Source organism: Neobacillus niacini (genome assembly GCF_046591715.1).
GTDB lineage: Bacteria > Bacillota > Bacilli > Bacillales > Cytobacillaceae > Neobacillus > Neobacillus niacini_L.
The window spans coordinates 373,257-385,391 of record NZ_JAWVNQ010000001.1; the positions used below are offsets into that span (position 1 = coordinate 373,257).

Below are 12,135 nucleotides of genomic sequence, written 5' to 3' on the forward strand. Positions count from 1 at the left end.
GTGAGGAAGAATTTTGCAGTAATTGGATTAGGGCGATTTGGCGGGAGTATCTGCCGCACTCTTTCAGATGAAGGTTTTGAGGTACTGGCAATTGATAAAAACGAAGAAAGAGTAAATGCATACGCCATGATAGCCTCTCATGCTGCTGTTGGAGATACAACGGATGAGGCAGTCCTAAAAAGCTTGGGTATTCGTAATTTTGACCATGTAATTGTCGCTATAGGTGATGACATTCAATCAAGTATTTTAACCACTTTAATTCTAAAGGAACTAGGGGTAACTCATATAACCGTTAAAGCACAGAATGATTATCACGAAAAGGTACTTGTAAAGATTGGTGCGGATAAAGTTGTACACCCTGAGAGAGATATGGGAAGAAGAATTGCTCACAATATGGCTTCGAGCAGTGTATTAGATTATCTAGAGTTATCCGATGAACATAGTATTGTTGAAATTGTAGCAAATAGTAAGATCAGTGGTCATACCATTATTGACTTAGACATTCGAAAGAAATATGGCTTAAATATCGTTGCGATAAAAAGAGGAATGGATATCATTGTTTCTCCCAAGGCAAATGAAGATATCCGTGCAAACGATGTATTAATCGTTATTGGAACCGATGAAGACATAGATCGATTCGAGAGGAAAGTAATGCAATAAGAAAAGCGGAAGCGCCTGGTCAGGGGCGACAGGTATAAGGCAAGCCGGCGAGAAGGTGGGGTTTTACCTTCTTGACGGATTGCCTTATAACCCCGAGCCCCTAGGCGCTGGAGCTAGACAATAAGAAAAGCGGAAGCGCCTGGTTCAGGGGCGACAGGTATAAGGCAAGCCGGCGAGAAGGTGGGTTTTTACCTTCTTGACGGATTGCCTTATAACCCCGAGCCCCTAGGCGCTGGAGCTAGACAATAAGAAAAGCGGAAGCGCCTGGGCACTTCCGCTTTTTTTTATACTTCCATAATGATTGGTAGAATCATTGGTCTACGTTTTGTTTTTTCGTAAAGGAACGGTGCTAACGTATCAGTAATTTCGTTTTTAATTTCTGACCATTGACTTGTCTTACGCTCCATTACTTTATTTAAATGCTTAGTAATTAGATTTTGAGCATCATTAATTAAATCCCCAGATTCCCTCATATAGACAAACCCTCTAGAAATAAGGTCAGGTCCAGAAGCAATTTTAAAGTCTTTCATATTAATGCTGACTACCACAACGACCAAACCTTCTTCGGAAAGAATTCTTCTGTCGCGTAAAACGATATTTCCGATGTCGCCAATACCGCTGCCGTCAATATAAACAGAACCGGATGGGATTTTCCCAGCTACTTGTGCACTGTTTTCAGATAGAGCTAATACTTCACCATTATCCATAATAAAACAATTATCTTCTTCTACACCACAGTCGACTGCAAGCTTGGCATGCATTCTTTGCATTCTATATTCACCGTGGATAGGCATAAAGAATTTTGGTTTAATTAAACGCAGCATCAACTTTTGTTCCTCTTGACCACCATGCCCAGAGGTATGAATATTACTTAGCTTCCCGTGAATAACTTCTGCACCTGCTCTAAACAGTTGGTTAATAGTACGGTTGACACTAATGGTGTTCCCTGGAATAGGTGAAGATGAGAACACTACGGTATCCCCAGGGATAATTTGTATTTGTCTGTGCGTTCCATTGGCAATTCTAGATAAAGCTGCCATAGCTTCGCCCTGGCTTCCAGTACAAAGAATGGTAACTTTATCTGCAGGAAGTCGATTAATTTGATTTGCTTCAATAAATGTCTCTTTGGGGGCAACAATATACCCTAGTTCTTGACCGATATTTATTGCTGATTCCATACTTCTGCCGAAAACGGCTACTTTTCTTCCATTAGCAACTGCGGCCTCCACTACTTGTTGAAGCCTGTAAATATTTGACGCAAAGGTTGCAAAAATAATACGCCCGGAAACCTTTCGGAAAATATCATCAATACTTTCACCCACGAGACGTTCTGACATAGTGAATTCAGGAATTTCACTATTTGTACTATCTGACAGTAAACACAAAACGCCTTCTTTACCGATTTCTGCCATCTTCGTTAAATTTGCAGGTTCACCAACAGGTGTAAAATCAAATTTGAAATCACCGGTATGCACGACTTGACCTGGAGGTGTTTTTACAACAATTCCGTATGAATCAGGGATGCTATGGGTGGTTCGGAAGAAAGAAACCGATGTTTTGCGGAATTTAATCACATCATCTTCTTGAATAACATTCAGCTTAGCAGTTCTTAAAAGCCCATGTTCCTCAAGTTTATTCTTAATTAATCCCAGCGCAAGCTTTCCGCCATAAATTGGGATATTTACTTCTCTTAACAGATAAGGAATCCCGCCTATGTGGTCCTCATGTCCGTGAGTAATAAATAATCCTTTAATCTTGTCTTCATTTTTTACTAAATATGTGTAATCCGGTATGACATAATCAATTCCCAATAGTTCGTCCTCTGGAAACTTTATTCCGGCATCTATTAATATTATTTCATCCTGAAACTGCACTGCATATGTGTTTTTTCCGATTTCACCCAAACCGCCTAAGGCAAAAACCGCGGTTTGGTCATTTTTTACAAATTTCATAAATTATCAAATCTCCAATACTTTATAATCTTCATTCTGTTGTTCATATTCTAAAAAAGCTCCAGTCACTTCTTGGACAAATTCAATGTTATATCCACGGTCTTCAATTTTCTTCCGTACATCACGAACAGATTCTCCTTCCACATAGAGGACCTGTGTTTTTTCTCTTACAGGGACTTCAGTAATTCTACTTTGAAAAAAGACTTTAAATACCATAATAAATCGCTCCTTAATCGATCATGACTTTTTCTATTATATTAAATAATTACAATTTTTTCATTTAATTTCACTTTTCGCCTAAAAAGTAAGGACTTGGACTTAGAAGAAAAAATATGTAAATAAATACACTGATTAACAATTTACAATAAGGAATGAGCCCTTCGCAAGTTTGAAGGGCCCGAAAAAATTGTTGTTTAAGCAATTGATTTTTTTCGCAGTAAATCTTTCCACTGTTTTAAGAGCTTCTTTCTTAGCTTCTTTAACATAGTGGATCATCTCCTTACTTCCTATTTTAAACGATCCTTGTCCAATGTAAAGCAAGCCATGATAGATATTGTAGATTTTTTTTTATTTAAGGGATTTTATACTAATATTATATGGTATAAACAAGAAATCTTTCATGGATAAACATGGTAGAATAATGAACGTTTTAAAATTGACATTTATTCTTGTTATGATTAGTGTTTATAAAAGAATGAATGAAAAGCTCGATCATAATTGAAAAAGCTAAGAGGAGATAGAATTATATGAAAAAAATTGTTTTTTTCGATATAGACGGAACCTTGCTCGATCAAGAAAAAAAGCTCCCAGCGAGTACTAAGAGGGCAATTCAATTATTAAAAGAAAATGGCGTGTTTGTAGCGATTGCAACCGGCAGAGCTCCCTTTATGTTTACAGGCCTAAAAAATGAACTGGATATTGATTCTTATGTAAGCTTTAATGGGCAGTATGTTGTGTTTGAAAACGAAGCGATTTATAAGAATCCACTAGAACAAGATGAGTTAAAAAGATTTCTTCAGGATGCTAAGGCTAATGAACATCCCTTGATATTTATGAATGAACTAACCATGAAGGCTACGACTCATTACCATCCATTTATCGAAACAAGTATGGGCAGCTTATTATTTCCGCATCCGGATGAGGATCAAACATTTTTTGCCCATAATGAAATTTATCAATCCTTACTTTTTTGTAAAGATGATGAAGAGAAGTTTTACTTTAATGATTTCGCTAAATTTGATTTTATTAGATGGCATCCTTATTCAGTCGATATCTTACCTAAGGGTGGATCAAAGGCCGAAGGAATAAAGAAAATGATTGACAGGTTAGGGTTTGACTTGAAGGATGTTTATGCATTTGGAGATGGTTTAAATGATTTAGAAATGCTTAAAGCTGTTGGCACCGGTGTTGCAATGGGGAACGGGGTTCCCGAGGCTAAGGAAATAGCTAATTTCGTTACTACCGATGTATCGGAGGATGGGATCTGGAACGGATTGAAGGAGTTAAAGCTCATATAAATAGTAAAAAAGCGCAAGTGCGGGAACACTTGCGTTTTTTTATCTTTCAATGGCTATGGCACCCTCAATAGGTTTAAATGGATCTTGTTTATTTATATGGTCATAAAACATGATTCCATTTAAATGGTCGATTTCATGTTGGAAGCAAATCGCAGGGAGACCTTTTAAGCGGAGCTTTACTTCTTCGCCTTCTAGTGTGATTCCTTTAACTGTAATCCGAGCAAATCTTCCGACGTAGCCTGGAATGTCATCATCGACTGAAAGACACCCTTCACCAGAAACCAAATAAGCTTTTTCGACTGAATGACTGACGATTTTGGGATTGTACAAAGCATAGCTATATAGGTTTCCTTTGTCATCATGAAGGTGAATAGCAATCATGCGCTTAGAAACATTTATTTGTGGGGCAGCTAACCCGATTCCAGGTCGTAATCCATATTGTGATGAAACCTCAGGATTTTGACTATTCTTTACATATTCTAAAAGGCTTTCAAGTATTTTTCTATCTTCCTCTGATGGCGGCATTGCTACATCCACTGCTGTCTTTCTTAGTGTAGGATGGCCGTCTCGTATGATATCATCCATCATTAACATGATTGATTCACTCCTGTATATAAACTAAAGATATTGATATTCATTAGTCTATCAGACTATTCCAGAAAAGTTAATCTTAAGGATTAACAATTCTTCACCATATTTTAAGGTAATTTACAGAAGATATTGTCAAAAATATGGAGTATAGATATAGTAGGAATTGTAATCAGTAAGGGGGTGCGACTTGTCTATTATTAGATTTACTTCAATAATCTTTCTTGTAGTCACGAGTGTTATCCTATTAACCAGCTGCATGAGCAAGGAGTCTTCAGCTGAAGAGCTCTATACTGTGTTAGAAAAAGTCGTAGAAGCAGAGAAGGAATTTGAAGGCCAGCAAGGACCGTTAGTTGAGTTGGAAGAGGAAGAAAAGGAAATTTACAACGAAATCATGACTGTTGGGATGAAGGCGCATGAAAAGATTGCTGTGCTTTCTGATGAAGCTCTTTCTAATATTGAAAAAAGGGAAAACCATTTACAAATTGAAATTGACAGTATAAATGCGTCCAAAACACAATTTAAGAAAGCAGAAGAAATAATAAAAAAAATAAAAGATCCTGATCAAAAGAAAAAAGCAGAAGAATTATCTGAATTAATGATGGAAAGATACCAGCTGCATACGATCCTTTCAAAGGAATACTCCAAAGCGCTAAAGAGCGATAAAGAACTATATCTGATGCTTAAAGAGTCCGATATCTCCTATGACAAGCTTGAAGCACATGTTTCTGATTTAAATAATGCCTATCAAAAGGTATTAGAAGCAAATGAAGAATTCAATGATTTAACAGCAGAATATAATAAGAAAAAACTTGAATACTATAAACTAGCAGGTCTTAATCTTGAAAAAGAAAAGTGAGAAATTGGATGATAGTGCCGATTTCTTTTTTTTTTATGGAAAAAATGAAAATATATTAATATAACAGGAATGATGATAGAGTGGTACAGAACTTTTGTTTAATCGCAAATTAATAATATTTACGTGTTGTAAAATAATGAAACATAGTATTTGACGAGCGAATTTAGATGATGTAAACTCAATATGGACTTAAATATTGTACTATTAATTTTTTGAAAAGTTATAGTACAGAACAACAGATAACGAATGTAATGTAATTGTAAATGTTGTTTAAGATTTTTGGGTAATCTAATATGAGTGAATTTATTTTTTCCATTATTGTAATGAAGAAAGGAAGATGTGAAGAATGGCATCTAAAACTCAAAATGCTCAGCTTGATGCTAAAAAGGTACTCAACGCTGTAGAAGATCAATTTACAACGCTTCAAATTTTAAATGAAGAAGGCGAAGTTGTTAATGAAGCAGCAATGCCTGAATTAAGTGATGAACAGCTTCAAGAATTAATGCGCCGTATGGTTTATACGCGTATCCTTGATCAGCGTTCAATTTCTTTAAATCGTCAAGGTCGACTTGGATTCTATGCACCAACTGCAGGGCAGGAAGCATCACAATTAGCTTCTCAATTCGCTCTTGAAAAAGAAGATTTTATCTTACCAGGCTATCGCGATGTTCCACCAATTGTATGGCATGGTCTTCCATTATATCAAGCATTTTTATGGTCCAGAGGTCATTTAGCAGGCGGACAAATACCTGATGGAGTAAATGTTGCGATTCCTCAGATTATCATTGGTGCGCAGTACGTTCAAACTGCAGGTGTAGCTTTAGGAATGAAAAAACGTGGAGTTAAAGCTGTTGCTCTTACATACACAGGTGATGGCGGAACATCTCAAGGTGATTTCTATGAAGGAATGAACTTTGCAGGAGCATACAAGGCACCGGCAATCTTTATTGCTCAAAACAACCGTTTTGCGATCTCAACTCCTGTTGAAAAACAAACGGCTGCAAAAACACTTGCTCAAAAAGCTGTTGCTGCAGGTATTCCAGGTATCCAAGTAGACGGCATGGATCCATTAGCAGTGTATGCTGCAGTTCGTGATGCACGTGAGCGTGCGATCAACGGAGAAGGCCCTACATTTATTGAAACTTTAACATACCGTTATGGTCCACATACAATGGCTGGTGATGATCCAACACGTTATCGTACTGCAGAATTAGATAATGAATGGGAAAAGAAAGACCCACTAGTTCGTTTCCGTAAATTCCTTGAAAAGAAAGGTCTATGGAATGAGGAAAGAGAAAACGAAGTAATTGAGCAGGCGAAGGAAGAAATTAAAGAAGCTCTTAAACAAGCAGATGCTGCGCCTAAGCAAACGGTAACGGATCTAATGAACATCACCTATACCGACATGCCAGATAGCTTAAAAGAACAGTATGAAATTTATTCAGCAAAGGAGTCGAAGTAAGTCATGGCTCAAATGACAATGATTCAAGCAATTACAGATGCGATGCGTGTGGAATTAAAAAATGATCCGAACGTCTTAGTTTTTGGTGAAGATGTTGGTGTAAACGGCGGTGTTTTCCGTGCAACCGAAGGATTACAAAGTGAATTTGGCGAGGATCGTGTATTTGATACACCTTTAGCTGAATCTGGAATCGGCGGTTTAGCTGTTGGTCTTGCATTACAAGGCTTCCGTCCAGTACCAGAAATTCAATTCTTTGGATTTGTTTATGAAGTAATGGATTCCATTTCTGGACAAGCTGCTCGCCTTCGATTCCGTACAGGCGGCAAATTCAGTGCTCCAATCACATTCCGTTCACCATTTGGCGGCGGCGTACATACACCAGATATGCACGCAGATAGCCTAGAAGGCTTAATGGCACAACAGCCTGGATTAAAAGTGGTTATTCCATCAACACCATATGATGCGAAAGGTCTTCTTATCTCAGCAATTCGTGATAATGATCCAGTTATTTTCCTTGAGCATATGAAATTATATCGTTCATTCCGTCAAGAAGTTCCTGAAGGTGAATATACCATTCCACTAGGAAAAGCTGAAGTGAAACGTGAAGGTACGGATCTTTCAATTATTACTTATGGTGCAATGGTACATGAATCATTAAAAGCTGCAGAAGAGCTAGAGAAGGAAGGTTTCTCGGCAGAAGTAATCGATTTACGTACAGTAAGCCCGCTCGATATCGAAACAATTATTGCGTCGGTTGAAAAAACAGGCCGTGCCATTGTTGTCCAAGAAGCTCAAAAGCAAGCTGGGATTGCAGCAAATGTTGTAGCTGAAATTAACGATCGTGCGATTTTAAGCTTAGAAGCACCTGTTTTACGTGTAGCAGCACCTGATACAATTTATCCATTCCCACAAGCTGAAGCAGTGTGGCTTCCAAATTATAAAGATGTAATTGAAACAGCAAAAAAAGTTTTAACATTCTAATATAAGTTGGGGAATAGTAAAACTGTTTCCCGCTTATTTCTTTAATTGATCGGCAGAAATTTATGCGAAAAATAGGAGGATGAATCCCAAGTGAGCGCAACCGCAACCACATTCCAATTTAAAATGCCTGACATTGGTGAAGGTATACATGAAGGCGAGATTGTTAAATGGTTCATAAAGCCAGGTGATAAAGTCCAAGAAGATGATGTACTTTGCGAAATTCAAAATGATAAAGCAGTAGTAGAGATTCCTTCACCTGTTGAAGGTACTGTACTTGAAGTTTTAGTAGCTGAAGGAACAGTTGCGACAGTTGGACAGGTATTAGTAACATTTGATGCTCCTGGTTACGAAAACCTTCAATTCAAAGGTGACGACCATGCTGAAGAAGCACCGAAACAAGAAGCAGCAGCACCTGCACCTGCTACTGCATCAGCACCGGAGGGACAGACAACTCCACCGGCAGCTCCACCCGCATATGGGATCGGAGTAACACACCCACAAGGGCAAGGACAAGTTGAGGTAGACCCTAACCGCAAAATCATTGCTATGCCTTCTGTTCGTAAATATGCTCGTGATAAAGGTGTAGAAATTACACAAGTACCTGGATCAGGGAAAAATGGCCGTATTGTGAAAAGTGATATTGACGCATTCTTAAGCGGCGGTGTTGCTGTTCAGGCACCACAAGCACAAGCAGCACCAGCACAAGCAGCTGCGGTGGCAGAGGAAGCACCTAAAGCTGCTCCGATTCCACAAGGCGAATATCCTGAAACTCGTGAGAAAATGAGCGGAATTCGAAAAGCAATCGCGAAAGCAATGGTAAATTCAAAACATACTGCACCACACGTAACTCTTATGGATGAAATCGATGTAACAAAACTTGTTACACATCGTAAAAAATTCAAAGAAGTTGCTGCGGCTAAAGGTATCAAGTTAACATTCTTACCATACATCGTAAAAGCCTTAACTAGTGCGCTACGCGAATTCCCTGCGTTAAATACATCACTTGATGACGCAACTAGTGAAATTATCCATAAGCATTATTATAATATTGGAATTGCTGCCGATACTGAAAAAGGTTTATTAGTGCCTGTTGTTAAAGATGCAGACCGTAAATCAGTATTCTCAATTTCAAATGAAATCAATGAACTAGCTGGAAAAGCACGTGATGGTAAACTTGCCCCTAACGAAATGAAGGGTGCTTCTTGTACTATTTCCAATATTGGTTCTGCTGGAGGTCAATGGTTTACTCCAGTCATTAACCATCCTGAAGTAGCAATCCTTGGAGTTGGCCGTATTGCAGAAAAGCCAATCGTACGTGATGGTGAAATTGTGGCTGCACCAGTATTAGCATTGTCACTAAGCTTTGACCACAGAATGATTGATGGAGCAACTGCTCAAAATGCATTAAATCACATTAAGAGATTATTGAACGATCCAGAACTATTGTTAATGGAGGCGTAACAAATGGTAGTAGGAGATTTTGCAATTGATACTGATACTATAGTCATAGGTGCTGGTCCTGGCGGATATGTAGCTGCAATTCGTGCAGCGCAGCTAGGTCAAAAGGTGACAATAGTAGAAAAAGAATATATTGGCGGGGTTTGTTTAAACGTAGGTTGTATTCCTTCAAAAGCAGTAATTGCTGCTGGACACCGTTACGAAGTAGCGAAGCACTCTGATTCATTCGGAATTAAAGCTGAAAATGTATCGGTTGATTTTTCAAAGGTTCAGGAATGGAAAGCTGGAATCGTGAAAAAGTTAACTGGCGGTGTAGAGGGTTTATTAAAAGGTAATAAGGTAGAAATCGTTCGTGGTGAAGCATATTTTGTGGACGGAAATTCATTACGAGTAATTGGTGAGAATTCTGCACAAACGTACAACTTTAAAAATGCGATTATTGCATCAGGTTCTCGTCCAATCGAACTGCCAACTTTTAAATACTCAAAACGTATCCTTAACTCAACTGGTGCCCTTAATTTACAGGAACTACCTGAAAAGATCGTTGTTATTGGCGGCGGTGTTATCGGAATTGAACTTGGCGGGGCTTATGCAAACTTTGGTACTCAAGTTACAATTTTAGAAGGTGCCGATGAGATATTAGGTCTTGGTGTATTTGAGAAGCAAATGGCTGCTCTTGTTAAAAAGACCATGAAGAAAAAAGGTGCTGAATTCTATACAAAAGCTATGGCTAAAGGTGTAGAAGAAACGGAAAATGGTGTAGTTGTAACATTTGAAGTTAAAGGCGAAGAAAAGAAAATTGAAGCTGATTATGTATTTGTAATGGTTGGCCGCCGGCCAAATACTGATGAAATGGGTCTGGAGCAAGTTGGGGTAAAACTTACCGACCGTGGCTTAATCGAGATTGACAATCAGTGCCGGACAAGTGTATCAAACATTTATGCCATTGGTGATGTTGTAGCAGGTCCACAATTGGCACATAAGGCTTCTTACGAAGGAAAGATTGCAGCAGAAGCGATTGCTGGACATAATTCTGTAATTGACTACCTTGGTATACCTGCTGTTGTATTCTCCGATCCTGAACTAGCCAGCGTAGGATATACAGAAGCGCAAGCAAAAGAAGAAGGAATCAATGTTACTTCAGCGAAATTCCCATTTGCTGCAAATGGCCGTGCACTATCACTAGACAGTGCAGATGGTTTTGTTAAATTGGTTTCACGTAAAGAGGATGGTGTTCTAATCGGTGCACAAATCGCCGGTGCAAGTGCATCTGATATGATTGCTGAACTAGGGTTAGCAATTGAAGCAGGAATGACGGTGGAAGATTTAGCATTGACCATACATGCTCATCCAACATTAGGTGAAATTACAATGGAAGCTGCTGAGGTTGCACTTGGCACACCAATTCATGTATTAAAATAAAACATAAAGTAAAGTCCTTTCCGAGAGTATAATGGAAAGGACTTTCTTATTTTCAATCGAATGATAAATCATTTCTTCTTGCATATATATAAAACACTACAATCTTTATTCTAAAAAAAGATGCGAGTGGTGATAAATATGCGAATTTATGTTGTAGTGATCTTACAATTAATAATATGGAGTACTTTTACTTTGATTGAATGGATGTCTCGGCATGATCAACTATTATACAAGGTAATTATGTTCTTTGTGTTTTTTTATCTAGCCTTTGTCCTCTGTAATAGATTTACCCAATCAACTGCCAAAACACTTTTCATTACAACCTTAAGTCTAATGATCTATACATCCATACATTATACACTTGCTCTTTTTACACATTAAAAAACTCCCGGTATGGGAGTCGGCCATAATTATTTCCTTGGATAAAAGTACATGATTCGCTCGTTAAAAAGGTGCAGTTCTCCCTGTAATTTCTTCGCAAGGAATTTACAAAACTCATTTGCTTTGCCTTTATCACCGAACGTAGATTGTTCTGGAAGAGTAACTTGTATGTATGTTTGAATTCTATCAGTACCATCTTCTTCACGAATGCTTTCCTGATCCACACCAATTAAGATTGCATAATAACGCTCATTCGTAGATTGTAAATAAAACCATCTTCCTTTTCCTTCATCTTTCTCCTTGATTACGTAAGGAAAAGCTGAGTCACCATATTCCCAATCCACTTGGTTTCCTGTTTTAGCCGTAATATCTGTATAATAATTTAAGATTTCTTTTACCTCTTCTACAGTAATTGTCTGCTTACTAGATGAAGGCACAAGTTTAATATAAGCGTTTTCAGCCATCTCCATCCCCCTATGTCCCATTTGATATCTTCTTTATTCTAGCATTGTAAAAACCGTGGTGACAACTTATAGATACAAAAAAGTAAAAGACCTAATTTTAGGTCTTTTTTTGTATAAAAATATTTAAATGTGACATACAATTTAGGCTTGAAAATTTAAATGTGTTATATTATTATTGAATTAACCACAATAAAGCGTTTCCAATGCATTGAATATTTTAAAATGAAAAGGGGATTGAAAAAAATGGGTACAATCGTATGTCAGGCTTGCGACTCAACTATTGATCATTTCGAAGACGAAAAAGTAACAGTTCTCTATTCTAGATGTAATTGTTGTGATGATCACCACCATTCAGAAGAAGAACGATAAAATTCCTAATTAAAATAGAAAC

At 37.8% G+C, this 12,135-nt stretch carries 12 protein-coding genes; 8 read left to right on the plus strand and 4 right to left on the minus strand.

Annotation, left to right across the window (positions count from 1 at the left end; translation table 11 throughout):
• Positions 1-660 carry a potassium channel family protein gene (locus SFC47_RS01965; protein WP_411252590.1) on the plus strand — a complete coding sequence of 220 codons (660 nt, stop codon included), beginning with the start codon at positions 1-3 and terminating at the stop codon, positions 658-660.
• Positions 661-944: 284 nt separating this feature from the next.
• Here SFC47_RS01965 and rnjA read toward each other — a convergent pair whose 3' ends face one another.
• Together rnjA and SFC47_RS01975 are read right to left on the minus strand one after the other, a co-directional pair.
• On the minus strand, positions 945-2,612 hold the full coding sequence (gene rnjA / locus SFC47_RS01970; RefSeq protein ID WP_411252591.1) for a ribonuclease J1: 1,668 nt from the start codon (positions 2,610-2,612) through the stop codon (positions 945-947).
• A gap of 6 nt (positions 2,613-2,618) precedes the next feature.
• The gene (locus tag SFC47_RS01975; RefSeq protein WP_411252592.1) at positions 2,619-2,828 is read right to left on the minus strand and encodes a DNA-dependent RNA polymerase subunit epsilon; all 210 of its coding nucleotides are present in this window, start codon (positions 2,826-2,828) and stop codon (positions 2,619-2,621) included.
• Positions 2,829-3,358: 530 nt separating this feature from the next.
• Between SFC47_RS01975 and SFC47_RS01980 the strand changes: the two genes are divergently transcribed.
• Positions 3,359-4,129 carry a Cof-type HAD-IIB family hydrolase gene (locus tag SFC47_RS01980; protein ID WP_411252593.1) on the plus strand — a complete coding sequence of 257 codons (771 nt, stop codon included), beginning with the start codon at positions 3,359-3,361 and terminating at the stop codon, positions 4,127-4,129.
• A gap of 39 nt (positions 4,130-4,168) precedes the next feature.
• Here the strand turns inward: SFC47_RS01980 and def are convergent, their stop codons facing one another.
• Positions 4,169-4,723, minus strand: coding sequence for a peptide deformylase (gene def / locus SFC47_RS01985; protein ID WP_411252594.1), 555 nt, complete (start codon positions 4,721-4,723; stop codon positions 4,169-4,171).
• A 184-nt stretch (positions 4,724-4,907) separates the two neighbouring features.
• On the opposite strand from def, the gene SFC47_RS01990 reads away from it, so the two are divergent.
• The 5 genes from SFC47_RS01990 (at position 4,908) to lpdA (ending at position 10,899) form a co-directional block, all read left to right on the plus strand.
• Positions 4,908-5,576 (plus strand): YkyA family protein, encoded by a 669-nt coding sequence (locus SFC47_RS01990; protein ID WP_411252595.1) that lies wholly within the window; start codon positions 4,908-4,910, stop codon positions 5,574-5,576.
• A gap of 346 nt (positions 5,577-5,922) precedes the next feature.
• Positions 5,923-7,038 (plus strand): pyruvate dehydrogenase (acetyl-transferring) E1 component subunit alpha, encoded by a 1,116-nt coding sequence (pdhA, locus tag SFC47_RS01995; protein WP_411252596.1) that lies wholly within the window; start codon positions 5,923-5,925, stop codon positions 7,036-7,038.
• A gap of 3 nt (positions 7,039-7,041) precedes the next feature.
• Positions 7,042-8,019, plus strand: a complete 978-nt coding sequence (locus tag SFC47_RS02000; RefSeq protein ID WP_411252597.1) for an alpha-ketoacid dehydrogenase subunit beta — start codon at positions 7,042-7,044, stop codon at positions 8,017-8,019.
• 123 nt (positions 8,020-8,142) lie between these two features.
• Entirely contained in the window at positions 8,143-9,480 is a 1,338-nt protein-coding gene (locus SFC47_RS02005; RefSeq protein ID WP_411253599.1) for a dihydrolipoamide acetyltransferase family protein, read from the plus strand.
• 3 nt (positions 9,481-9,483) lie between these two features.
• Positions 9,484-10,899, plus strand: a complete 1,416-nt coding sequence (gene lpdA / locus SFC47_RS02010) for a dihydrolipoyl dehydrogenase (protein ID WP_411252598.1) — start codon at positions 9,484-9,486, stop codon at positions 10,897-10,899.
• 410 nt (positions 10,900-11,309) lie between these two features.
• On the opposite strand, the gene SFC47_RS02015 is transcribed toward lpdA, so the two are convergent.
• Positions 11,310-11,744, minus strand: a complete 435-nt coding sequence (locus tag SFC47_RS02015) for a DUF1885 family protein (RefSeq protein WP_411252599.1) — start codon at positions 11,742-11,744, stop codon at positions 11,310-11,312.
• 243 nt (positions 11,745-11,987) lie between these two features.
• Between SFC47_RS02015 and SFC47_RS02020 the strand changes: the two genes are divergently transcribed.
• Positions 11,988-12,113, plus strand: coding sequence for a GapA-binding peptide SR1P (locus SFC47_RS02020; RefSeq protein ID WP_411252600.1), 126 nt, complete (start codon positions 11,988-11,990; stop codon positions 12,111-12,113).
• Positions 12,114-12,135 lie beyond the last annotated feature (22 nt).

Coding starts and splice junctions, on each gene's coding strand:
- rnjA (WP_411252591.1), bottom strand. CDS start 2,612: ATGAAATTTGTAAAAAATGACCAAACCGCGGTTTTTGCCTTAGGCGGT.
- SFC47_RS01975 (WP_411252592.1), bottom strand. CDS start 2,828: ATGGTATTTAAAGTCTTTTTTCAAAGTAGAATTACTGAAGTCCCTGTA.
- SFC47_RS01980 (WP_411252593.1), top strand. CDS start 3,359: ATGAAAAAAATTGTTTTTTTCGATATAGACGGAACCTTGCTCGATCAA.
- def (WP_411252594.1), bottom strand. CDS start 4,723: ATGTTAATGATGGATGATATCATACGAGACGGCCATCCTACACTAAGA.
- pdhA (WP_411252596.1), top strand. CDS start 5,923: ATGGCATCTAAAACTCAAAATGCTCAGCTTGATGCTAAAAAGGTACTC.
- SFC47_RS02000 (WP_411252597.1), top strand. CDS start 7,042: ATGGCTCAAATGACAATGATTCAAGCAATTACAGATGCGATGCGTGTG.
- SFC47_RS02005 (WP_411253599.1), top strand. CDS start 8,143: ATGCCTGACATTGGTGAAGGTATACATGAAGGCGAGATTGTTAAATGG.
- lpdA (WP_411252598.1), top strand. CDS start 9,484: ATGGTAGTAGGAGATTTTGCAATTGATACTGATACTATAGTCATAGGT.
- SFC47_RS02015 (WP_411252599.1), bottom strand. CDS start 11,744: ATGGCTGAAAACGCTTATATTAAACTTGTGCCTTCATCTAGTAAGCAG.
- SFC47_RS02020 (WP_411252600.1), top strand. CDS start 11,988: ATGGGTACAATCGTATGTCAGGCTTGCGACTCAACTATTGATCATTTC.